General features: G+C 63.4%; 23 protein-coding genes. 10 read left to right on the top strand and 13 right to left on the bottom strand.

Going from position 1 to position 23334, the window contains the following annotated elements:
• The 9 genes from IAE38_RS17370 to tcyJ form a co-directional block, all read right to left on the bottom strand.
• The gene (locus IAE38_RS17370; RefSeq protein WP_028635380.1) at positions 1–645 is read right to left on the bottom strand and encodes a methionine ABC transporter permease; all 645 of its coding nucleotides are present in this window, start codon (positions 643–645) and stop codon (positions 1–3) included.
• A complete protein-coding gene (locus IAE38_RS17365; RefSeq protein ID WP_201218429.1) occupies positions 635–1744 on the bottom strand; it encodes a methionine ABC transporter ATP-binding protein in 1110 nt (369 codons plus the stop codon). Before IAE38_RS17365 ends, IAE38_RS17370 begins: the two co-directional genes overlap by 11 nt.
• Position 1745: 1 nt before the next feature.
• Entirely contained in the window at positions 1746–2546 is an 801-nt protein-coding gene (locus tag IAE38_RS17360; protein ID WP_201218427.1) for a MetQ/NlpA family ABC transporter substrate-binding protein, read from the bottom strand.
• Entirely contained in the window at positions 2539–3930 is a 1392-nt protein-coding gene (locus IAE38_RS17355) for an LLM class flavin-dependent oxidoreductase (protein ID WP_201218426.1), read from the bottom strand. Before IAE38_RS17355 ends, IAE38_RS17360 begins: the two co-directional genes overlap by 8 nt.
• The gene (locus IAE38_RS17350; protein ID WP_060482971.1) at positions 3930–5111 is read right to left on the bottom strand and encodes an SfnB family sulfur acquisition oxidoreductase; all 1182 of its coding nucleotides are present in this window, start codon (positions 5109–5111) and stop codon (positions 3930–3932) included. The genes IAE38_RS17355 and IAE38_RS17350 overlap by 1 nt, the downstream gene beginning before the upstream one ends.
• A gap of 51 nt (positions 5112–5162) precedes the next feature.
• Positions 5163–6404, bottom strand: a complete 1242-nt coding sequence (locus IAE38_RS17345; protein ID WP_201218425.1) for an SfnB family sulfur acquisition oxidoreductase — start codon at positions 6402–6404, stop codon at positions 5163–5165.
• A gap of 237 nt (positions 6405–6641) precedes the next feature.
• Complete coding sequence (gene tcyN / locus IAE38_RS17340) at positions 6642–7400, bottom strand: L-cystine ABC transporter ATP-binding protein TcyN (RefSeq protein WP_028635374.1); 759 nt, start codon at positions 7398–7400, stop codon at positions 6642–6644.
• Positions 7401–7402: 2 nt separating this feature from the next.
• Positions 7403–8071 (bottom strand): cystine ABC transporter permease, encoded by a 669-nt coding sequence (tcyL, locus tag IAE38_RS17335; protein WP_201218424.1) that lies wholly within the window; start codon positions 8069–8071, stop codon positions 7403–7405.
• Complete coding sequence (gene tcyJ, locus IAE38_RS17330; RefSeq protein ID WP_201218423.1) at positions 8068–8862, bottom strand: cystine ABC transporter substrate-binding protein; 795 nt, start codon at positions 8860–8862, stop codon at positions 8068–8070. The genes tcyL and tcyJ overlap by 4 nt, the downstream gene beginning before the upstream one ends.
• Before the next feature lie 259 nt (positions 8863–9121).
• Here tcyJ and epsC point away from each other — a divergent pair, with 259 nt between their 5' ends.
• On the top strand, positions 9122–10054 hold the full coding sequence (gene epsC / locus IAE38_RS17325) for a serine O-acetyltransferase EpsC (RefSeq protein WP_201218421.1): 933 nt from the start codon (positions 9122–9124) through the stop codon (positions 10052–10054).
• A gap of 276 nt (positions 10055–10330) precedes the next feature.
• Complete coding sequence (betT, locus tag IAE38_RS17320) at positions 10331–12292, top strand: choline transporter BetT (protein ID WP_177331205.1); 1962 nt, start codon at positions 10331–10333, stop codon at positions 12290–12292.
• 60 nt (positions 12293–12352) lie between these two features.
• On the opposite strand, the gene tauD is transcribed toward betT, so the two are convergent.
• The 4 genes from tauD to tauA are packed head-to-tail and all read right to left on the bottom strand — an operon-like array spanning position 12353 to position 15846.
• Positions 12353–13186, bottom strand: coding sequence for a taurine dioxygenase (tauD, locus tag IAE38_RS17315; protein WP_060482967.1), 834 nt, complete (start codon positions 13184–13186; stop codon positions 12353–12355).
• Between the two features lie 37 nt (positions 13187–13223).
• Entirely contained in the window at positions 13224–14063 is an 840-nt protein-coding gene (gene tauC / locus IAE38_RS17310) for a taurine ABC transporter permease TauC (protein WP_201218420.1), read from the bottom strand.
• Complete coding sequence (gene tauB / locus IAE38_RS17305) at positions 14060–14848, bottom strand: taurine ABC transporter ATP-binding subunit (RefSeq protein ID WP_201218419.1); 789 nt, start codon at positions 14846–14848, stop codon at positions 14060–14062. Before tauB ends, tauC begins: the two co-directional genes overlap by 4 nt.
• A 26-nt stretch (positions 14849–14874) precedes the next feature.
• Positions 14875–15846 (bottom strand): taurine ABC transporter substrate-binding protein, encoded by a 972-nt coding sequence (gene tauA, locus IAE38_RS17300; RefSeq protein ID WP_201218418.1) that lies wholly within the window; start codon positions 15844–15846, stop codon positions 14875–14877.
• 424 nt (positions 15847–16270) lie between these two features.
• On the opposite strand from tauA, the gene IAE38_RS17295 reads away from it, so the two are divergent.
• The 8 genes from IAE38_RS17295 to IAE38_RS17260 all read left to right on the top strand — a co-directional run bounded on the left by IAE38_RS17295 (position 16271) and on the right by IAE38_RS17260 (position 23328).
• Positions 16271–17605, top strand: coding sequence for an OprD family porin (locus IAE38_RS17295; RefSeq protein ID WP_201163839.1), 1335 nt, complete (start codon positions 16271–16273; stop codon positions 17603–17605).
• Between the two features lie 165 nt (positions 17606–17770).
• Positions 17771–18409 carry a peroxiredoxin gene (locus tag IAE38_RS17290; protein WP_060482963.1) on the top strand — a complete coding sequence of 213 codons (639 nt, stop codon included), beginning with the start codon at positions 17771–17773 and terminating at the stop codon, positions 18407–18409.
• Positions 18410–18615: 206 nt separating this feature from the next.
• A complete protein-coding gene (gene ssuE, locus IAE38_RS17285) occupies positions 18616–19209 on the top strand; it encodes an NADPH-dependent FMN reductase (RefSeq protein WP_060482962.1) in 594 nt (197 codons plus the stop codon).
• Between the two features lie 82 nt (positions 19210–19291).
• Positions 19292–20257 carry a sulfonate ABC transporter substrate-binding protein gene (locus IAE38_RS17280; RefSeq protein WP_201163837.1) on the top strand — a complete coding sequence of 322 codons (966 nt, stop codon included), beginning with the start codon at positions 19292–19294 and terminating at the stop codon, positions 20255–20257.
• 59 nt (positions 20258–20316) lie between these two features.
• Positions 20317–21465, top strand: coding sequence for an FMNH2-dependent alkanesulfonate monooxygenase (gene ssuD, locus IAE38_RS17275; protein WP_201218417.1), 1149 nt, complete (start codon positions 20317–20319; stop codon positions 21463–21465).
• A 9-nt stretch (positions 21466–21474) separates the two neighbouring features.
• Positions 21475–22272: an aliphatic sulfonate ABC transporter permease SsuC gene (gene ssuC / locus IAE38_RS17270; RefSeq protein ID WP_201163836.1), complete on the top strand. Its 798-nt coding sequence runs from the start codon at positions 21475–21477 to the stop codon at positions 22270–22272.
• Complete coding sequence (gene ssuB / locus IAE38_RS17265; RefSeq protein ID WP_028635359.1) at positions 22269–23081, top strand: aliphatic sulfonates ABC transporter ATP-binding protein; 813 nt, start codon at positions 22269–22271, stop codon at positions 23079–23081. Before ssuC ends, ssuB begins: the two co-directional genes overlap by 4 nt.
• Positions 23082–23112: 31 nt before the next feature.
• Positions 23113–23328 (top strand): TOBE domain-containing protein, encoded by a 216-nt coding sequence (locus IAE38_RS17260; protein ID WP_003255829.1) that lies wholly within the window; start codon positions 23113–23115, stop codon positions 23326–23328.
• Positions 23329–23334 lie beyond the last annotated feature (6 nt).

The raw sequence follows: 23334 nt of genomic DNA, 5'->3' as shown, positions 1-23334 counted from the left end.
TCAACGCTTGTTCAGCCCGCGCGCCAGGCGGTCCCCGCCCAGCTGGATCAACGCCACCAGCGCCACCAGCATGGCAATTACAGTCAGCATGATCTGGCTGTCGAAGCGCTGGTAGCCATAACGGTAGGCGATGTCCCCCAGCCCCCCGGCGCCGATGGCACCCGCCATGGCCGATGAGTTGATCAGGGTAACCAGGGTGATGGTGAAGCCCCCCACGATGCCCGGCAGCGCTTCGGGTAACAGTACGTGCCAGACGATGTGCCAACGTCGGCAACCCATGGCCTGCGCCGCTTCTACCAGGCCGTGGTCCACTTCCCGCAGGCTCACCTCGGCAATGCGCGCAAAAAACGGCGTGGCAGCGATGGTCAGTGGCACTACTGCGGCCCATACGCCATAGGTGGTACCTACCACCATACGGGTGAAGGGTATAAGCGCGACCATCAGGATCAGGAACGGGATGGACCGGAACAGGTTGACGAACGCCCCCAGCACGCGGTTCAGCGTGGGGGCCGCAAAGATGCCGCCTTTGTCGCTGGTGACCAGCAACACTGCCATCGGCACACCGGCCAGCAGGGCGATCAGCGATGACACACCCACCATCAACAAGGTATCGAGCAAGCCCTGCAGCAAGCGATCAAACCACATAACCCAGCACCTCCACATCTTCGGCCCAGCGACGGGCCCGCTCCAGTAACGGGCCGGTCGCGTGCGGCGAATGCTGCACCGACACGATCAACTGCCCCAGGGCATGCTCACCGATGGCTTGTACCCCGCCTTGCAGCAACCGCACGCTGCCGCCCAATGTGTTGAACAATGCAGTCAGGTCCGGTTCGCCCAGCACCGTCAGCTTCAGTACCACGGTGCTGTCCCGGCTTGCCGGGCTGGCTTGCAGGCGGCCCGTCAACGCGTCTGGCAACCTGGGTTGCAACGGTGCCAGCAACGTGCGCGTCACGGCATGGCGTGCCGCACCGAAAACCCGCCAGACTTCGCCCTGTTCCACCACCTGGCCGCGGTCCAGCACCACGACCTGGTGGCAGATGTCGCGGATCACCGCCATTTCATGGGTGATCAGGACGATGGTCAGGCCCAGGCGCCGGTTGATGTCGCGCAGCAGCTCAAGAATGGATGCGGTGGTTTCCGGGTCCAGCGCGGAAGTGGCTTCATCGCACAGCAATATGCGTGGGTCGTGCACCAGTGCCCGGGCGATGCCTACCCGTTGCTTCTGGCCCCCCGACAACTGCGCCGGGTACACCTGGTGCTTTTCCTCAAGGCCTACCAGTTGCAACAGGGCGCGTACCTTGCGCTGGCGCTCGGCCTTGGCCACGCCGGCCACTTTCAGCGGTAACTCCACGTTCTGCCACACCGTCTTGGCCGACATCAGGTTGAAGTGCTGGAAGATCATGCCAATGCTGCGGCGCAGGTTCACCAGTTGGTCCTCGTCGAACCCGCCAATGTCCACTTGGTCCACCAGCACCCGGCCATGGCTGGGCTGCTCAAGGCGGTTGATGGTGCGCAGCAGCGAGGACTTGCCGGCACCGCTGCGGCCAATGATGCCGAAGATTTCACCACGGCGGATGTTCAGGTCGATGCCTTGCAGGGCGGGCTGCGCCTGGCCCGGGTAGGTCTTGCCCAGGCCTATGAAGCGCACGTGGGCGTCATTCACATCCGGGCGCAGGGTCAGCGGCTCGGCCTGCAGCGGCAGGGGCGCGGCACCTGGCACCTTCAGTGCGCTGGTCTGGCTCATGTCACCCCTCCCAACCTGCCTGGTACAGCGTGCCGTGGGCCTTGTCCAACGCTGCCCGCACCACCGGCGAATGCTGGTAGATGTCGACGAACTTGGCCAGGCGCGGGTCGCCCTTGCTCTGTGGGCGGATCACGAACTGGATCACGTATTCCTTGTTTTCCAGGCCATCGAACAGCAATGCAGACCCGGCATCGAACGTCTTGGCCAGGCGGATATAGGCGGGGTAGCCCTGCACCAGGTCGGCGTCGTCATAGGCGCGCACCAGCTGCACGGCCTCCACCTGGAGGATTTTCAGTTTCTTCGGGTTGGCGACGATGTCGTCTTCGGTGGCCTTGTAGCCGACCCCGGGTTTCAGGGTGATCAGCCCCGCCTTGGCCAGCAGTTGCAGGCCCCTGCCGCTGTTGATGGGGTCGTTGGCGATGGCCACGCTGGCGCCATCCGGTAGCTCGGCAAAGCTTTTGTACTTTTTCGAGTACAGGCCTACGTTGTTGATGATGCCGGGGGCGTACGGCACCAGGTTGAAACCGGCGGCCGCCTTGGCGTTTTGCAGAAAGGGAATGTGCTGGAAGTAATTGACGTCGATGTCCCCACTGTTGAGGCTGACGTTGGGGGCAATCCAGTCGCTGAACTCCACCAGCTTCACTTCCAGGCCTTGCTTGTGTGCTTCTTCCACCGCAGCCTCCAGTGGGATGGCGAAAGCCGAAGTGGTGCCGATCTTCAGCGGCTCGGCAGCGTTAGCGCCGGCTGCAAGGCCCAGGGCAACAGCGATGGCCGCGACGGGCCGGAACAGTTTCTCAAGCATGGTGCAGGGCTCCAGTCGGGGCAGGGTAGGGGGTAAAGCGGTAGGCCGAGCCTGGGTGGTCGGCTGGCAGGTGTGGGTGGCTGGCGTCGAACAGTTTTTCCCGCAGGGTGCCGGGGGCATAGGCGGTTTTGTAGCGGCCGCGCTCTTGCAATTGGGGCACGACCAGCTCGATGAAGTCCTCGAAGCTTTCGGGGGTGACGGTGCGGGTGAGGTTGAAGCCGTCCAGGCCTGTGTCGTCGGCCCAGGCGATCAGTTGGTCGGCCACCTGCTGCGGGTCGCCGACCAGTGTTACGTAGCGGCCACCCAAGGCGTGCTGTTGCAGCAGGCGCCTGCGGGTCCAGGCGTCGCTCTGCAACTGACGGGTGGCCGACTGGATGGCGTTGCCCTGGCGGAAGGCGATGGGTTCATCGAGGCCGTACGCGGCAAAATCGATGCCGGTGGACGCGGCAAAGTGCGCCACCCCGGCTTCAGCGCTGGCATGGCGCAGGTACTCGGCATGCCGGGCCTGGGCCTGCTGCTCGGTGGGCGCAACGATCACCGTGATGCCCATGAACACCTTTACGGCGTTTGCCGTACGCCCTGCCGCTACTGCTGCGGCACGCACCTTGTCGACCTGGGCGCGGGTGGCGGCCTTGTCCTGGCCGCTGATGAATACGCATTCTGCATGGTTGCCGGCGAAGGCCAGGCCGCGCGACGAACTGCCCGCCTGGAACAGCACAGGCGTGCGCTGGGGGGAAGGCTCGCACAGGTGGTAGCCGTCCACGTCGTAGAACGCCCCATGGTGTTGAACCTTGCGCACCTTGTCGGGGTGCGCGTACACACGCTGCTGGCGGTCGGCAACCACGGCATCGTCCGCCCAGCTGCCTTCCAGCAGCTTGTACAGCACCTGCAGGTATTCATCGGCCTGGTCGTAGCGCCGGTCGTGTTCGGGCTGCTGGGCAAGGCCCATGGCGCGGGCCGCGCTGTCCAGGTAGCCGGTCACGATGTTCCAGCCAACCCGGCCATTGCTCAGGTGGTCCAGGGTGGAAAGGCGCCGTGCAAACAAGTAGGGCGCCTCGTAGGTCAGGTTGGCAGTCAGGCCGAAACCCAGGTGGCGGGTGACTGCGGCCATGGCGGACACCAGCAGCAGTGGGTCATTGACCGGCAGTTGAATGGATTCCTTCAGTGGCACGTCCAGCGACTGGCCATACACGTCATAGGTGCCGACGATGTCGGCGATGAACAGCCCGTCGAACAGCCCCCGCTCCAGCAGGCGCGCCAGGTCGGTCCAGTACTCGAGGGTCTTGTACTGGGTGGAAGTGTCGCGGGGGTGGGTCCACAGGCCATGGTTGATATGCCCCACGCAGTTCATGTTGAAGGCGTTGAGCAGAATGTGCCTGGCCATCAGATGGTCCCCCTGCGTGGCGGGTTGGCATCGTTGAGGTAGTAGTTGCCGATGGCGTGGTACTTCCAGCGCACCGGGTCGTGCAGGGTATGCACGCGGGCGTTGCGCCAGTGGCGGTCCAGGTTGTGTTCGGCCAGGGTGGCCTGGCTGCCGCCCAGCTCGAACAGGGTGGTGCCGGCTGCCAGTGCAATTTCGGTGCTGATGGCCCGCGCTTCAGCCACGGCGATGGACGCAGCGGCGACGCTGTCGGCAGTGCTGTGCGCTCGGGCCAGGTCCAGGTATTCGCCGGCACGCTCCAGCAAGGCCTCGGCGGCATGCAGGCGTATGGCCAAGTGGCCGAAGCTCTTGAGGGTCAGCGGGTCGTCGCTGGCACGTTCCACACCCGAGTCCACCCAGGGCCGGCTGCGGGTACGCACGAAGTGCAGGGCGTCTTCATAGGCGGCGCGGGCGATGCCGGTATCGATGGCAGCATGAAGAATCTGCGCCAGCGGCCCCACCGGTGTCGGGCGCTCGAACACGCTCTGGAACGGCACCACGTCATCGGCGTTGACCCAGACGTTGTCGAACACCACAGAGCCACTGCCAGTGGTGCGCTGGCCAAACCCGCTCCAGTCGTCTATCACCTGCAGCCCCTGGCTGTCGGCGGGCACGAACGCCAGGTGCTGCACGCCTTGTTCGTCAACCACCGAGGTTGGAATGCGCTGGGCATAGATGGCGCCAGTCGCATAGAACTTGCGGCCATTGATTCGCCAGCCCGCGCCGTCGCGGCTCAGCAGGGTGGTGCGATCATTGGCGGTCTTGGTGCCCAGCTCGGCCAGGGCGTTACCGAAGCGACGGCCACCCAGCACTTCTGCATAAAGGCGCTGTTGCTGCGCGGGTGTGCCGTTTACCCGCAGCACTTCCAGCGCGTAGAAGTGGTTCTGCGGTATTTGCCCGAGTGAACCGTCGGCCTGGGCAATGCGGGCGATCACCTTGGCCAGTGTGACATTGGATACGCCCGCCCCACCGTACGCCTTGGGCACGCTGATGCCCCACAGCCCCGAGCGGGTGAACAGCTCGAGTTCTGCGTGTGGCAAACGCCGCTCACGGTCGCGCAGGGCGCTGTCGCGGCGCAACTGCTGGGCAAGGTGTTCGGCAACGCCGAGGGCTTCGGCGTCGTTGCTGATGATGCTTGTAGTCATGGTGTTTCTCCGCGGCGTGGGGGCACTCAGTGGCCCCACGCACGCTGCAGATCAGATCCAGGAATGCCGCGCGGGCCGGGTGCCGTTGAGGTGGTAGGCGCCCACCGCGTGGTACTTCCAGCGCACCGGGTCGTGCAGGGTGTGCACGCGTGCATTGCGCCAGTGGCGGTCGAGGTTGAACTCGGCGAGGGTGGCGCGGCTGCCGGTCAGCTCGAACAGTTTTTCGCTCGCCTGCAGGGCAATTTCGGTGGTGAGCACCTTGGCTTCGGCTACCGCAATCGAGGCCCGCGCCGCCGACTCGGCATCCACAGTTTTGGCATTGACCTCGTCAAGCACACGCGCAGCTTTGCGTAGCAAAGCCTCGGCGGCGTGCAGGTCGAGCTTGAGGCGGCCGATGTCGGCGATTACGTAAGGGTCGTCGCTGGCACGGTCGACCTTGGCCTCGATCCATGGGCGTGATTTTTCACGCACGAAGGTGATGGCGTCGTCGATTGCCGCTTCTGCGATGCCGGCGTCTATCGCTGCCTGAATGAGCTGCGAGGCGGCGCCCTGGATGTTGGGCACATCGCGCTGGCGCCAGTTGTCGATGACCAACTCGGCCTCCACCGGCACCTCGTCCAGCAGCACCGTGCCACTGGCGGTGGTGCGCTGGCCGAACCCGGACCAGTCATCGACGATACGCAGGCCCGGGGTGCCGCGGCGTACGAATGCCAGGCGCTGGCGGCCTTGTTCGTCCAGCGCCTTTACTGCTACCCAGTGGGCGAACAGGGCACCGGTGGAATAGAACTTCTCGCCGCTGATGCGAAAGCCGTCGCCTGCGCGGGTAATCCGGGCCTTGAGGGTGAGGGTGTCCTTGGTGCCACGCTCGGGGCCTGCATTACCGATGCGCCAGCCGTCCAGCACGCTGCGAAACAGCGTTGCCTGTTGCGCCTCGGTTGCCGTAAGGCGCAGCAGTTGCAGCATGCCGAACTGGTTCTGCGGGATCTGCCCCAGCGCGGGGTCGGCAGCACTGATCAGGCGGAACACCTCGGCCACGGTCTCGAACGACACGTCTGGGCCACCATGGGCTTTGGGCACGCTGATGCTGCCCAGGCCACTGCGGGTGAACAGTTCGATTTCGGCCCAGGGCAGTTTGCGTTGCTGGTCGCGACGTGCGGCGTGTTCACGGGCTACTGCGGCAACGTCGCGTGCTGCCTGCAAGGCCTCGGCATCGTTGCGCAGTATCTTGGCCGGCAGCAGGGGTGGCGCGCTGTCCAGGTCGCTGCTGGAAGGGATTTGGGCATGTGTGGGCATCAGTACCGCTCCTTGGCTGCACTCAATGCCCTGGCGTTACGCACTGGGGTGATTGTGATCCTGACCATTCCTGACCTCACAAATAAGTAATGCCGCTACAGCTGATTGCGGCAGATGTGTGCTGGTCCGGTGGTCCGGTATATATACCGTAAGGCTTTATAAAAAGTTTATGAACTATCGCTTTGGAATATGCATAGAAGAGGGCTGCCCGCCCTCTGGCAGGGCGGGCGCGGGGCGTTACTCTGAGGCGGCCGTGCCCAGGAACTTGCGCAAGAACTGCCGGGTGCGCTCTTGCTGCGGGGCCGCGAACAATGCCTTGGCCTCGCCCTGCTCCACGATCACGCCCTTGTCGAAAAACACCACCCGGTTCGCCACGTCGCGGGCAAAGCTCATTTCGTGGGTGACGATGATCATGGTGCGTTTTTCTTCGGCCAGGCTGCGGATGGTCGCCAGCACCTCACCCACCAGCTCCGGGTCCAGTGCCGAGGTAGGTTCGTCGAACAGGATCACCTGCGGCTCCATGGCCAAGGCACGCGCGATGGCGACACGCTGTTGCTGGCCGCCGGACAACCGCCTGGGGTAGGCGTCTTCCTTGCCGGCCAGGCCAACCTTGGCCAACAGCTGTCGGCCCAGGGCCTCGGCCTGCTCGCGGGGTGTCTTCTTGACGATCACCGGCCCTTCGATGACGTTTTCCAGCGCTGTGCGGTGCGGGAACAGGTTGAAGTTCTGAAACACGAACCCGGCCTGCTGGCGCAGCCGGCGGATCGCCCCCTGCTGCGAACCCAGCGGGCGGTTGGCGTCGATGCCGATGTCGCCAATATGGATCTGCCCGGCATCGGGCGTTTCCAGCAGGTTGAGGCAACGCAGGAAGGTGGTCTTGCCCGAGCCGCTGGGGCCGATGATGGCCACCACTTCGCCGGCCTGCACGGTCAGGTCGATGCCGTCGAGCACGGTCTGGCCCTTGAAGCGCTTGGTAAGGCCTTTGACTTCAATCATGCTCAATGCTCCTGGTCATGCTGATTGACCCGCGCTTCCATGCGGTTCTGGAAGTGCGCCAGGATGCTGCACAGCACCCAGTAGATCACCGCCACTGCCACGTACATGGTGAACACCTCGAAGGTGCGTGCGGTAATCAGCTGAGCCTGACGGAACAGCTCCGGCACCTGGATGGTGGCCGCCAGCGCGGTGTCCTTGACCAGTGAAATGAAGCTGTTGCCCAGCGGCGGCAGCGCTGTGCGCAGCGCCTGGGGCAAAATGGCCCGGCGCATGGCCTGCACGCGGGTCATGCCGATACTGGCCGCCGCTTCCCATTGGCCGCGGTCGATGGAGGAAATCGCGGCGCGCAGAATTTCGCACACATAGGCTGCCATGTTCAGTGACAGGCCGATCAGCGAGGCAGGGATGGGGTCAAGTTCGATGCCGATCTGTGGCATGCCGAAATAGATCACGAACAGCTGCACCAGCAGCGGAGTGCCGCGGAAGAACGACACGTAGATCCGCGCCAGCCAGTTGACCGGCAGCACCTTTGAGAGCCGCATCAGTGCCAGGGCAAAGCCCAGCAGCAGGCCAAAGAACATCCCCCCGACGCTGAGCAGGACCGTATAACCCGCGCCCTTCAGCAAGAAAGGCGCGGAGTCGACAACCAGTTGCAGGCTTTCAGCGATCATTGGGTGACATCAGCACCAAAGTATTTTTCGGAGAGCTTGGCCAGGGTGCCATCTGCCTTGAGCTTGTCGATGGCCTTGTTGATGGCCGCCAGCAGCTCCGGTTCACCTTTGCGCAGTGCCACGCCGCTTTCCAGGCGCGAGAACGCATCACCGGCAAGCTCGGTGTCCTTGGCTTTTTGCGCATACTCCAGCGCGGCCAGGCGGTCGATCAGAATGGCGTCGATGCGGCCGTTGCGCAGGTCGGCGAACTTGCTCGGGTCGTCCTCGTAGGTACGCACTTCAGCCTGGGGCACATCCTGCTTCACCCACTGCTCGTAGTTGGTGCCAAGCCCTACGCCCACCTTCTTGCCAGCCAGGTCCTGGGCACCCTTGATGTTCAGCTGGTCGGCCTTCTTCTTCAGGATCAGCGCCTGGATACCAGAGACGGTGTACGGCTCGGAGAAGTCGTACTTCTTTTTGCGCTCGTCAGAAATGGTCACCTGGTTGACCACCACGTCCAGGCGCTTGGACTCCAGTGCCGCCAGAATGCCGTCCCATTTGGTGGGCTGAATCTTGGCCTTGACCCCGAGCTCCTTGGCCAACAGCTCGGACAGCTCCACTTCGAAGCCGGTCAGCTTGCCGTTTTCGTCCTGGAAACTGAACGGTGGGTAGGTGCCTTCCAGGCCGACGTTGATCACGCCCTTTTCCTGGATGGTCTTGAGTTCCTCCCCGGCAAAGGCGTGGCCGAGCAGGCCGGTACCCAGCACCACAGCCAGGCTTGCGTTGAGTAATGGTTTCACGAATTTCGACATGTCTGAGCCCCGCGCTTGTTGTGGAAGTAGTGGGTGGCGACTATAGGGTTGGCGTGTTAGACCAGGAAATACTAAAAAATTATCTTGTTATTCCTTTTTTATAACTCGCTTCCCTTATGCCCAGCCTGGCGCAGCATGGAATAAAGCGGTGTTATTTCCAAGTGACTGTTTTGCCGTAGAGTGGTTCGCACACAGGCCGGCCCGGGCCGTTTGCGGGCCTGGCGATAAAACTGGATGGCCGATACGGCAGGAGACAACCGTGAGCGAACAACCTTCATCTGGGCACTGGCAGTTGCACAGTATCGTGGCCGGGTTGCGTGGCGCCCGTGAGCAATGGCGCAGCCGCAACGGCCGCAGCAGCGGTGAGCAAGGTGGCCGCGAGCTGCCCTCGCGCGAGGCGATGCGGCACGTGCTGGAGCAACTGTGCGGCGCGTTGTTCCCCATGCGCCTCGGGCCTGTGGACTTGCGTGAAGAGAGCGAAGACTTTTACGTGGGCCACACCCTGGATGCCGCCCTGAATGCGTTGCTGGCCCAGGCGCGCCTGGAACTGCGCTATGCCGCCCGGCAAAGCCAGGACGACATGGCCGGCGCGGATGCGCAGGCACTCAGGTTGATCCAGGGTTTCGCCGCAGCGCTGCCGGGCCTGCGCGTGATGCTCGACACCGACGTGCTGGCGGCCTACCACGGCGACCCCGCCGCCCGCAGCGTCGATGAGGTGTTGCTGTGCTACCCAGGCATCCTGGCCATCATTCACCACCGCCTCGCTCACCACCTTTACCGTGCTGGCCTGCCCCTGCTGGCGCGGATCAGTTCGGAGCTGGCGCATTCGGCCACAGGCATCGACATCCACCCCGGTGCGCAAATCGGCCCCAGCTTCTTCATCGACCACGGTACCGGTGTGGTAATCGGCGAAACCGCGATCATCGGCGAGCGCGTACGCATCTACCAGGCGGTGACCTTGGGCGCCAAGCGCTTCCCCAGCGATGAGTCCGGCACCTTGCACAAGGGCCTGGCGCGGCACCCGATCGTGGAAGACGACGTGGTCATCTACGCCGGCGCTACCGTGCTGGGGCGCATTACCATCGGCAAGGGGTCGACCATCGGCGGTAACGTGTGGCTGACCCGCAGTGTGCCGGCCGAAAGCAACATCACCCAGGCAAACCTGCAGCTGGATTGCCAGGGCAAGCAATAACCCCTTCTGCTGCCCCTTGCGAAGCGCCGCCCTGCGGCGCTCACAACCCCGAACCCCGCTGGGAACCAAACCCACCGGTCAGCGGCCTTATTCGCATCCAACGCCCAATCCATGATTAACTTGAACGCTTGTTCAATTTAAAAACGCTGGTCCCCCGCCGGTGTTCAACAGGAGGATTCCTTTGCTGAACCCGTTCATTTCGAGCCTTCCGTCCTACGACGAGGTGCATGCCCCATGAGTGCGCCGACCCCTTCACTTGCCAACGGCAAGGTCCGCATGAACCCACCGGTGTTCTATTTTGCGGCAAGCTTCATCCTCATTTTTGGCCTGGTGGTCATCTCCAATCCGCAAACCGCAGGCGACTGGTTGCTGGCGGCGCAGAACTGGGCTGCCAACACCGTCGGCTGGTACTACATGCTGGCGATGACGCTGTATCTGGTCTTCGTGGTGGTCACCGCCTTGTCTGGCTACGGCAAGATCAAGCTCGGTGCCGACCACGACGAGCCCGAGTTCAGTTACCTGTCATGGGCCGGCATGCTCTTCGCCGCCGGCATCAGCATCACGCTGTTCTTCTTCTGCGTGTCCGAACCCCTTACCCACATGCTGCAGCCGCCGCAGGGCGAGGCTGGCACGGCCGAAGCCGGGCGCCAGGCGATGCAGATTCTGTTCTTGCACTGGGGCCTGCATGGCTGGGGTGTATTCGCCTTTGTCGGCATGGCGCTGGCGTATTTCGCCTACCGCCACAACCTGCCGCTGGCGTTGCGGTCGGCGCTGTACCCGCTGATTGGCAAGCGTATCAACGGGCCTATCGGCTACGCCGTTGACGGCTTCGGCATCATCGCCACGGTTTTCGGCCTGGGCGCCGACATGGGGTTTGGGGTGCTGCACCTCAATGCCGGCCTGGACTACCTGTTCGGCATCAGCCACAGCCAGTGGGTACAAGTGGTGCTGATCACCCTGATGATGGGCGCTGCCGTTGCAGTGGCAGTTGCAGGGGTGGAGAAGGGCGTGCGGGTGATGAGCGACATCAACCTGTTCCTGGCCTGCGCGCTGTTGCTGTTCGTGCTGTTCGCCGGCCCCACCCAGCACCTGTTCAACACCTTGATCCAGAACCTCGGTGACTACCTGGGCGCGTTGCCACGCAAGAGCTTCGACGTGTATGCCTACGGCGAGAACCGCGACTGGCTGGGTGGCTGGACGGTGTTCTACTGGGCATGGTGGATTGCCTGGGCACCCTTCGTGGGCCTGTTCATTGCCCGTATTTCCCGTGGGCGCACCATCCGCGAGTTCGTGTTCGGTGTGCTGCTGATTCCGCTCGGCTTCACCCTGGCGTGGATGTCGATCTTCGGCAACAGCGCACTGGACCAGGTGATCAACCATGGCATGACGGCACTGGGCCAGGCAGCGTTGGACAACCCGTCCATGAGCCTGTACCTGCTGCTGGAAACCTACCCCTGGAGCAAAGCGGTGATCGCCATGACGGTGTTCATCAGTTTCGTGTTCTTCGTCACCTCGGCCGACTCCGGCACCGTGGTGCTGTCCACCCTGTCTGCCACGGGCGGCAGTACCGACGAAGACGGCCCCAACTGGCTGCGCATCTTCTGGGGCGCCATGACCGCGCTGGTCACCAGCGCCTTGCTGTTCGCCGGCAGCATCGATTCGCTGAAGTCGGCGGTGGTGCTGACGTCGTTGCCGTTCTCGCTGATTCTGCTGTGCATGATGTGGGGGCTGCACAAGGCGTTCTACATGGAGTCGCAGCGGCGGATCGCACAGCTGCACTCCCTGGCACCCTTCGCCCAGACGCGGCGTGGCCGTGGCGGCTGGCGGCAGCGCCTGAACCAGGCGGTGCACTTCCCGTCACGCGATGAGGTGTACCGCTTCATGGATGACGTGGTGCGCCCGGCCATTGCCGATGTACGTGAAGTGTTCGAGCAGAAGGGCCTTGTGCTGATCACCCAGGACGACCCCAGCCACGACAACGTCAGCCTGAAGGTGGGCCATGGCGAAGAGCAGCCGTTCATCTACCAGGTGCAGATGCGTGGCTACTTCACGCCATCGTTCGCCCTGGGTGGGCTGGGCGCGCAGGACTTGAAGAACCGCCGCTACTACCGGGCGGAAGTGCACCTGAGCGAAGGCAGCCAGGACTACGACCTGGTGGGCTACAGCAAGGAGCAGATCATCAACGACATCCTTGATCAGTACGAACGGCACATGCAGTTCCTGCATCTGGTGCGCTAGAGGCTGCCCTGCAGGCATCGCCGCGGCTCGTCGCCATGACAGGCCGCGGTGATGCCCCGATCAGAAGGGTGCATCCCCCAAAATGGTGGCCCGATGCATCACCCGCCGGCTTGGTCGGTAATCGTCCACGGCAAAGTGCTGGGTCACGCGGTTGTCCCAGAACGCCACGTCGTTCTCCTGCCAGCGCCAGCGAATGCTGAACTCCGGCCGCGTGGCATGGGCGAACAACAGCCGCAACAGGGCATCGCTTTCCAGTTCGCTCAGCTCGTTGATACGCGTGGTAAACCCCTCGTTGACGAACAACGCCTTGCGCCCGCTTACCGGGTGGGTACGCACCACTGGGTGCGACAGCGGCGGGTTGTTGCGCCGCGTGGCCTCCCAGCGCGCCAGGTCTTCTGGCGTGGTCCCAAAACGCTCCAGCGGGAACGACTTGGTGAAGTCGTGGGTGGCCGTAAGCCCCTCCAGCATCGCCCGCAGCGGCGCCGACAAACCCTCCAGCGCCGCAATGCCGCTGGCCCACAAGGTGTCGCCACCGTAGGCCGGCAGCTGCTTGGCGCTGAGCACGGCGCCAAGTGCCGGGGTAGGCAAAAAGGTCACGTCGGTGTGCCACACCGCATTGTCCCGCACATCGGTCACGGCGGTATCCAGCACCAGCACCTGCGGTGTCTGCGGCACATTGGGGTAGATCGGGTGAATGTGCAGGTCGCCGAACAGCGCGGCAAAGCGTGCCTGCTGCTGCGGGTTGATGGGCTGGTCGCGCAGGAACAACACCTGGTGCCTGAGCAGTGCCTGCTCGATGGCATCGCGGTCCTGGGCGGTGATGTCGCGGCTGATGTCCACGCCACTGATCTGTGCGCCCAGTGCCGGGCTGAGGGGGGTAATGGTCAGGCTCATGTCGGTCTCTCAATCAGGCGCCAGTGTGCCGGCGTGGTCAGTGGGCTTGCCCGTGCCAGGGCACCAGCTTGCGTTGCAGGGCGCGCAGGCTCATTTCCAGCGCGAAGGCGATCAGCGCGATCAGCAGGATGCCCAGTACCACCACATCCGTGACCAGAAACTGCGCGGCAGACTGCACCATGAAGCCCAGGCCGCTGGTGGCTGCGATCAGCTCGGCGGCCACCAGGGTGGACCAGCCCACGCCCAGGCCGATGCGGATGCCGGTGATGATGTCGGGCAGCGCGCTGGGCAGGATCACGTGACGAACCAGCTGGGCCTTGCTGGCACCCAACGACTGCGCGGCACGTAACCTGGCCGGGTCGACGGTGCGTACGCCGGTGGCGGTGGCGATGGCGATCGGGGCAAAAATGGCCAGGTAGATCAGCAGTACTTTCGAGGCTTCACCAATGCCGCACCAGATCACGATCAGTGGCAGGTAGGCCAGCGGCGGGATGGGCCGGTAGAACTCGATGAGTGGGTCGAGGATGCCGCGCGCCACGCGGTTGTAGCCGATGGCAATGCCCACCGGGATGGCTGTCAGGGTGGCAGCCAGCAGCGCGAAGCCGATGCGCCCGAGGCTGGCGGCCAGGTGCTGCCACAGGCTGGCGTCCATGTAGCCCTGAGTCAGCAGGCTCCAGGCCCGGTTCAGAATATCCGCCGGCGAGGGCAGAAACAGCGGCTCTACCCAACCAGCAGCGGTTACCAGCCACCAGGCCAGCAGCAGGCTGCCCAGTGTCAGGGCGCTGATCCAGCGGGTGGGCAGTGGGCGGCGTGCACGCAGGGCGGGCTGCGCCGACGCGTCGTGTTCGCCGTCTGCCAGCAGGTCCAGGATGTTCATGCGTGCTCCTTCAGGTGCTGGCGCTGGGAAAACACCCGCGCCAGCACGTGTTCGCGGGTTTCGATGAAGGCCGGGTCAGACTTGATGGCACGGGCGGGTTCGCCGGCTGCATAGCGTTGGCCAAAGTCCAGCTTCAGGCGCTCGACCACCCGCCCCGGGTTGGGCGCCAGCAGTATCAGGTCGCTGGCCAGGAATACGGCTTCTTCGATGTCGTGGGTAATCAGGAACACGGGTTTGGCAGTGCGTTGCCACACTTGCAGCAACAGCTCCTGCATCTGCTCGCGGGTGAAGGCATCCAGGGCGCCGAACGGCTCGTCCATCAGCAGCACCCGGGGGTCGGCTGCCAGTGCCCTGGCCAGGCCAACCCGCTGTTTCTGGCCGCCGGAGAGCTGCCATATGCTGCGCTCGGCAAAGCCGTGCAGGTCCACCAGCGCCAGCATCTCCCGTGCCTTGGCTTGCCGCTGCGCACGCGGCACACCGGCCAGCTCCAGGCCGAAGGCAACATTGGCCAGTACGTTCTGCCAGGGCAGCAGGGCGTCGTCCTGGAACACCACGCCGCGTTCCGCTCCGGGCCCTGCGACCGGCACACCGTCGAGGGTGATGCGGCCGCTACTGGGGCTGACGAAGCCGGCGATCAGGTTCAGCAACGACGTCTTGCCACTGCCGGAGGGCCCAAGGGCCACCAGCAGTTGGCGCGGCCCGAGGCTGAGATTGATGTCGGCCAGTACGGGGGCGGTGGCGCCGGGGTACTGTGCACTGATGTGCTCCAGTTCGAGCAAGGCCATGGCAGGCTCCGTGGTTATCTACGGGTTCAGTTGGGCAGGTACTGGGCGCTGACGTAGGGCGCGTAGTCCGGCAGTACGGCGTCGACCTTGCCCTGCTGCTTGAGGAAGGTGGCCGTGTCGGTCAGCGCCTGGGTGGTCGGGGCGCCCAGCGTCTTTGCCTGGTCTGCGGCCAGGGGGTAGACGTTGCCTTGCAGCAGTACCGGGATGTCGCTGGGCTTGGCACCCGACAGCTTGGCCAGCTTGGCCACGTTGTCGGGGTTGGCCAGCCAGGTTTTGGGGTCGTGGCGGTAGGCGGCGTAGGCATCCAGCGTGACCTTGGCGAAGGCCTTGACCACTTCAGGGTGCTGGGTGGCGTAGTCCTTGCGCACGATCCAGGCGTCGAAGGTCGGGGCGCCTTGCTTGGCCAGCTCGCCAGAGGTGATCAGCACCTTGCCGGTTTCCTTGGCCACACCCAGGGCGGGGTCCCACACATAGGTGGCATCGATATCGCCACGCTTCCAGGCGGCGATGATGGCCGGTGGTGCCAGGTTGAGGATCTGCACCTTGGCAGGGTCGATGTTCCAGCCTTTAAGCGCTGCCAGCAGGCTGTAATGGCCTGTGGAAACAAACGGCACCGCCACCTTCTTGCCTACCAGGTCTTGCGGGGTCTTGATGTTGTCGCGGGCGACCAAGGCTTCACCGGCGCCGATCTGCGTGGCGATCAGGAATGTCTCGATGGGCAGCTTGCGCGTGGCGGCAGCTGCCAACGGGCTTGAGCCCAAGTAGCCGATCTGTACGTCGCCGCTGGCCACCGCAGTGATCACATCGGCACCGTTATCGAACTTGCGCCAATCAATGCTGGCCTTGCTGGCTTTTTCGTAGTCGCCGTCAACCTGGGCCACTTTGGCGGGGTCGACCGTGGTCTGGTAGGCAACGGTCAGGTCGGCGGCCTGTGCCAGCCAGCTGGCGCCGGCGAGGGTGAGGGCGGTAAGCAGGCGCAGTGGAGTATGCGGATTCATTGGGCGTTCTCGTCGGCAAGGAGGCAGTGATGAGAAGGCTAAATGATCTAAGAAAGACGAAATAAATAACTTTTAGGCATTAGCTTAGGCGGTTGGTGCAGCCAGGTGATCTTTTTCAGCAAATGCGCGCCAACCGCCTGGAAATAACCTATGGTTATTCCCCTGGCGCGACCTACAACAAAACGCAGTAAAGGTTCACACCATATTCCGTAAAAATCTTAAGGTTTCACAAAACAGTCATTTTGGATTTATAGGATTGTCATTATCCTGTAGCCCAGGTGGCGCCTTAGACCAAAGTCGCGAAATGTTTAGAAACGATTGACTAAATGGTCACGCTTTGGGACTAAATCGCCAATCCACGGTGAGCAGGGCACAGACCCCGCCGCCAGCGATACACAAAAATTAGAACGTAGAGGAGCAAAACATGTACAAGTCCAGCCTGGCCATCGCCGTGGCACTGGGGGTTATCGCCCAACAAGCAGGCGCTGCCGGTTTCGTAGACGACAGCAAACTGTCGCTCAGCTCGCGCACCATGTATTTCAACAACGACAACCGTGACGGTGGCGCAGACAACCGTGAGTCGGGTCAGGGCTTCAAGCTCGACTACCTGTCCGGTTTCACCGAGGGGACCGTTGGCTTCGGTGTTGACGTACAGGCCCTGTGGGGTATCCACCTGGACGGTGGCCGCGGCAAGCACCCGGACAACAGCAGCTTCTTCCCAAGCGACTCCGACGGTTCTGCTGCCAGCCAGTGGGCGCGCGTAGGCGGTAACGCCAAGGCACGCTTCTCCAAGACCGAGGTTCACTACGGTAGCGCCCTGGCGCCAAACCTGCCGATCCTGGTGTCCAACGATGGCCGTCTGCTGCCGCAGACCTTCGAGGGTGGCACCATCCAGTCGAAGGAAATCGACAACCTGACCATCAACGCGGGCCAGCTGACGCACGCCATGGGCCGTGCTTCGAGCAACCGTACCGGCCTGTCGGTCAACGGCGCCTTCCGTGACAGCAACAAGTTCCGCTACGGCGGCCTGGACTACAAGCTCACGCCAGACCTGACCCTGCAGTACTACTACTCGAACCTGGAAGACTTCTACAAGCAGCACTTCCTGGGGGCTACCCACGTCTTCAAGATCGCTGACGACCAGTCCTTCAAGACCGACCTGCGCTATTTCAACAGCAGCAGCGACGGCCGCAACGGCGATTCGGGCTACACCTTCAACAACAACGGCGGCTTTGCCAAGAACCCGGGCGAAGTCGACAACAAGACCTGGTCCGCGATGTTCACCTACACCCTGGGTGGCCACTCGCTCATGGTCGGTCACCAGCGCGTCAACGACGACGGTGGCTTCGTATGGCTGAACCAGGGCAGCGTCCGCAAGGACGGCTCGCGCTCCTCGCTGGAAGGCGCCGGCGGTGCAAGCTTCTACCTGTTCACCGACAGCATGATCAACCAGTTCGCCAAGGCGGGTGAAAACACCACCTTCGGTCAGTACTCGTATGACTTCGCACGCCTGGGCGTACCGGGCCTGAAGGCGTCGGTCTCGTACCTTAAAGGCGAAGACGGCAAGAACGCCAACGGCAACGGCACCTTCAGCGAATGGGAACGTGACGCTCGCGTCGACTACGTGATCCAGGAAGGCACCTTCAAGGGCCTGGGCGCCAGCCTGCGTCACGGCGTATACCGTGGCACCGGCACCAGCTCGCTGGCTGACCAGGACCAGACCCGTCTGATCTTCAACTACACTTACAACTTCCTGTAAGCCGTAGCGCCAGTAGAAAGCCTCGCCGTGTGCGAGGCTTTTTTGTACCTGCAATTCAATGGGCTAAAAAATTATAAATAAATCGTTATTTATTCTTTTTATTTTTATTCGAATGCAGGCACATTGAACCCATACCCCACGGCGCCAGCACAGGAGTTGCAGCCCATGAGCCTCAAACTCGGCGATATCGCCCCCGATTTCGAACAGGATTCCAGCGAAGGCAAAATCCACTTTCACCAGTGGCTGGGCAACAGCTGGGGTGTGCTGTTCTCCCACCCCGCCGACTTCACCCCAGTGTGCACCACCGAGCTGGGGCTGACCGCCAAGCTGAAGGACGAATTTGCCAAGCGTGGGGTCAAGGCCATCGCCTTGTCGGTAGACCCGGTGGACTCGCACCACCGCTGGATCGACGACATCAACGAAACCCAGAACACCGTGGTCAATTTCCCGATCATCGCTGACGCCGACCGCAAGGTGTCCGACCTGTACGACCTGATCCACCCGAACGCCAGCGATACCCTGACGGTGCGTTCGCTGTTCGTGATCGACCCGAACAAAAAAGTGCGCCTGACCATTACCTACCCGGCCAGTACCGGGCGCAACTTCAATGAGATTCTGCGGGTGATCGACTCGCTGCAACTCACCGACACCCACAAGGTGGCCACGCCAGGGAACTGGCAGGATGGCGATGATGTGGTGATCGTGCCCTCGCTCAAGGACGAGGAAGAAATCAAGCAGCGGTTCCCCAAAGGGTACCGCGCCGTGAAACCGTACCTGCGGTTGACACCCCAGCCAAATCGTTAGTGGATTCGTTGTTGCATCGCTCTTAGCCAAGCAGGGTTTCAGGCCGTTTCGACGGCCTTTTTTTTGCCTGAAAGAATGTGCCCGGCCGCGGAGCGACAGCCTGCATTTGTAAGATCCTAAAGGAATAAACAAATAAATAAATATGATTTATAGATATATGAAGAAGCTGTTACTGTCGTTTCAACAGAACACAAGGAAGCCTTCCAATGCTGGTCGTCTCAATCGGTGGTAGCCCCAGTACCCGTTCACGCTCCGGCGTGCTGCTCGAGCGCTCGCGCCAGTGGCTGCAGGGCCAGGGCGTGGAAGTGGTGAGCTTCCAGGTACGTGACTTCCCCGCAGAAGACCTGCTGCATGCGCGCTTCGACAGCCCGCAGGTGCAGCACTTCCAACAGTTGGTGGCCCAGGCCGATGGCCTGATCGTGGCTACCCCGGTGTACAAGGCATCTTTTGCCGGGGCCCTCAAGACACTGCTCGACCTGCTGCCTGAGCGTGCGCTGGAACACAAGATCGTGTTGCCCATCGCTACGGGCGGCAGCATCGCCCACATGCTGGCCGTGGACTACGCATTGAAACCGGTGCTCTCAGCACTCAAGGCGCAAGAGACCCTGCAAGGGATCTTCGCCGACGACAGCCAGATAGCCTACGGCGAAGGCAACAAGCCCGCCGTGCTGGCACCGGCACTGGAAGGCCGCCTGCTGGACTCGCTGGAAACCTTCCACGTGGCGCTGGCCCGTCGGCCGCGCCCTGTAGCGCCCGGCGTCCTCAATGAACGCCTGATCAGCGCTCGCTGGAGCATCTGACCGGCTACACCGCTTTACCACCTTACTCGCCCGTCAACGAGGCAAGCAGGTGCAACCCGAACCCATCGCACAGGAGAGCGCCATGCGCACAGTCTTCTTGCGTCGCGGTCTGGTCGCCCTGTTTGCGGCGGCTGTGTCCTTCGGCGCCATTACCCACGCCCAGGCCGAAAGCCTGCGCATCGGCTATCAGAAATACGGCACCCTGGTGCTGCTCAAGGCCAAAGGCACGCTGGAAAAGCGCCTGGCCGATCAGGGCATTCAGGTGCAGTGGACAGAATTCCCCGGCGGCCCCCAGCTGCTTGAAGGGCTGAACGTCGGTTCGGTCGACTTTGGGGTTACCGGCGAAACCCCGCCTGTGTTTGCCCAGGCAGCAGGCGCCGACTTGCTGTACGTGGCCTACGAGCCCCCTGCGCCGCACAGCGAAGCCATTCTGGTGCCCAAGGGCTCGTCGATTCAGTCCGTAAAAGAACTCAAGGGCAAGAAGGTCGCGCTCAACAAAGGCTCCAACGTGCATTACCTGCTGGTTCGCGCCCTGGAAGATGCCGGCCTCAAGTACACCGACATTCAGCCTGTGTACCTGCCGCCCGCCGATGCCCGTGCCGCGTTCGAGCGCGGCAGTGTCGACGCCTGGGTGATCTGGGACCCGTACCAGGCTGCCGCCGAGCAGCAACTGCAAGCCCGTACGCTGCGTGACGGCAAGGGGTTGGTCGACAACCACCAGTTCTACCTGGCCACCCGCAAGTACGCCACCGCGCACCCGGCGGTGATCAACGCCCTGATCGAAGAGGTGCGTGCGGTGGGCGAGTGGTCACAGGCCAACCCGCAGCAGGTTACCGATCAGGTGGCGCCGCTGCTTGGCTTGCCCGCCGACATCACCCTTACCTCGGTCAAGCGCCAAGGCTACGGCGCTGCGCCGCTGACGCCGGCCGTGGTGGCCGCGCAGCAAAAGATCGCTGACACCTTCCAGGGGCTCAAGCTGATACCCAAGCCGCTGAGCATCAAGGACGTGATCTGGACGCCCCCGGCCAAGGTCGCCACCGCGCCTTGATCCCTTCGCCTGCGCCGGGGCGTTGCCTCGGCTGAGTCACCCTTCAGGAGACAACTCCAATGAGCCTCAATATTTTCTGGTTTTTGCCCACCCACGGTGACGGCAAGTACCTGGGTACCTCCGATGGCGCCCGTGCGGTCGACCACGGTTACCTGCAACAGATTGCCCAGGCGGCAGACCGCCTTGGTTTTGGTGGCGTACTGATCCCTACCGGGCGGTCCTGCGAGGACTCCTGGCTGGTGGCGGCATCGTTGATCCCGGTCACCCAGCGGCTGAAGTTTCTGGTGGCCCTGCGCCCGGGCATCATCTCGCCCACCGTGGCAGCCCGCCAGGCTGCCACCCTCGACCGGCTGTCCAATGGCCGCGCCCTTTTCAACCTGGTGACCGGCGGCGACCCGGACGAACTGGCCGGTGATGGCCTGCATCTCAACCATCAGGAGCGCTACGAGGCGTCCGTGGAGTTCACCCGCATCTGGCGCAAGGTGCTGGAAGGCGAGGTGGTGGACTACGACGGCAAGCACATCCAGGTAAAGGGCGCCAAGCTGCTCTACCCGCCCATCCAGCAGCCGCGCCCACCGCTGTATTTCGGCGGCTCGTCCGAGGCAGCCCAGGACCTGGCGGCGGAGCAGGTGGAGCTGTACCTGACCTGGGGTGAGCCACCCAGCGCCGTTGCCGAAAAAATCGCCCAGGTGCGCGCCAAGGCGGCCGAGCAGGGCCGCGAGGTGCGCTTTGGCATCCGCCTGCACGTGATCGTGCGGGAAACCAACGCAGAAGCCTGGGCCGCAGCCGAAAAGCTTATTTCCCACCTGGATGACGACACCATCGCCCGCGCCCAGGCCTCGCTGGCCCGCTTCGACTCCGTGGGGCAGCAGCGCATGGCCGCACTGCACAACGGCAGCCGCGACAAGCTGGAGGTCAGCCCCAACCTGTGGGCGGGCGTGGGCCTGGTACGTGGCGGGGCCGGCACAGCGCTGGTAGGCGACGGCCCGACCGTGGCGGCGCGGATCAAAGAATATGCAGCCTTGGGCATCGACACCTTCATCTTCTCTGGCTACCCGCACCTGGAAGAGTCTTACCGGGTTGCCGAACTGCTGTTCCCGCACCTGGACGTGCAACGCCCGGAACAGGCCACGGCGGGCGGTTACGTCAGCCCCTTCGGCGAGATGGTGGCTAACAACATCCTGCCTAAATCCGTCGCGCAGAGCTGAGGGGCCGTCATGAGCCGTGCAACTTCCAACACCCTGACCCAGCGCCTGGCACCATGGGCGCTGCCGGTGCTGCTGCTGGCCGCCTGGCAGCTGGCCGTCAGTGCAGGCTGGCTGTCTACCCGCATATTGCCTGCGCCCAGTGCCGTGCTCAGTGCCGGCGTAGAGCTGGTGCGCAGCGGGGAAATCTGGACCCACCTGGCAATCAGCGGCTGGCGCGCCGGGCTGGGCTTCGTCATCGGTGGCAGCATCGGGCTGGTGCTGGGCTTCATCACCGGCCTGTCAAACTGGGGCGAACGCCTGCTCGACAGCTCGGTGCAGATGATCCGCAACGTGCCGCACCTGGCGCTGATACCACTGGTCATCCTGTGGTTCGGTATCGATGAATCGGCCAAGATTTTCCTGGTGGCGCTGGGCACGCTGTTCCCTATCTACCTGAACACTTACCACGGCATCCGCAACGTCGACCCGGCGCTGGTCGAAATGGCCCGCAGCTATGGTTTGTCTGGTTTCAGCCTGTTCCGCCAGGTGATTCTGCCGGGCGCACTGCCTTCGATTCTGGTGGGCGTGCGCTTTGCCCTGGGCTTCATGTGGCTGACCCTGATCGTTGCCGAAACCATTTCGGCCAATGCCGGCATCGGCTACCTGGCCATGAACGCCCGTGAGTTCCTGCAAACCGATGTGGTGGTGCTGGCCATCGTCCTCTACGCCGTGCTCGGCAAGCTCGCCGACCTGGCCGCCCGTGGCCTGGAGCGTGTGTGGCTGCGCTGGCACCCGGCTTACCAGGTGGCAAGGAAGGAGGCCGCATGACCATTCTGAACGATTCGCCACAACGCCTGCTGCGGGGTATCCCGCTGGCGTCCAGCGGCCTGCGCAAGGCGTTTGGCCCGCGCGAGGTATTGAAGGGCATCGACCTGCACATCCCGGCCGGCCAGTTCGTCGCCATCGTCGGGCGCAGCGGCTGCGGTAAAAGCACGCTGCTGCGTTTGCTGGCTGGGCTCGACCAGCCCACTGCCGGGCAGCTGCTGGCCGGTGCCGCACCGCTGGAAGAGGCCCGCGAAGAAACCCGCTTGATGTTCCAGGACGCCCGCCTGTTGCCGTGGAAAAAGGTCATCGACAACGTTGGCCTGGGCCTGAAGGGCGACTGGCAGCCCCGCGCCCTGCAGGCACTGGAGGCGGTGGGCCTGGCCGACCGCGCCCATGAATGGCCTGCGGCGTTGTCCGGTGGGCAGAAGCAGCGCGTGGCCCTGGCCCGTGCGCTTATTCACCAGCCGCGCCTGCTGCTGCTCGATGAGCCGCTCGGCGCGCTGGATGCCCTGACCCGCATCGAGATGCAGCAACTGATCGAGCGCCTGTGGCGCCAGCATGGCTTCACGGTGCTGCTGGTGACGCATGACGTAAGCGAGGCAGTCGCCGTGGCCGACCGGGTGATTCTGATCGAAGAAGGCGAGGTGGGCCTGGACCTTACCGTCGACCTGCCACGGCCCCGTGCGCGTGGCTCCCATCGCCTGGCCGCGCTGGAAAGCGAGGTCTTGCAACGTGTTCTGTCAGCGCCGGGCACAGCCCCCGAACCTGACCCTGTAGCCCCTTTGCCCACGCAACTGCGCTGGGCGCTCTGAACCCACTGAAGCCCATAGAAGGAATTACCCCATGACCATCAAAGCCATCAACGTTCGTAACCAGTTCAAAGGTACTGTGAAAGAAATCCTGGAAGGCCCGGTACTGTCGGAAATCGACGTGCAGACTGCCTCGGGCATCGTCACCTCGGTGATTACTACCCGCTCGGTGCGTGAGCTGGAACTGCAGGTTGGCAGCGAAGTGATCGCCTTCGTGAAATCCACCGAAGTGTCCATCGCCAAGCTGTAAGCCAAA

It is taken from the genome of Pseudomonas sp. S32 (assembly GCF_016648095.1).
In the GTDB taxonomy this organism is placed as follows: Bacteria; Pseudomonadota; Gammaproteobacteria; order Pseudomonadales; family Pseudomonadaceae; genus Aquipseudomonas; species Aquipseudomonas parafulva.
Note: the sequence above shows the minus strand (reverse complement) of the source record. Positions and strands in the feature narration are given on the sequence as shown.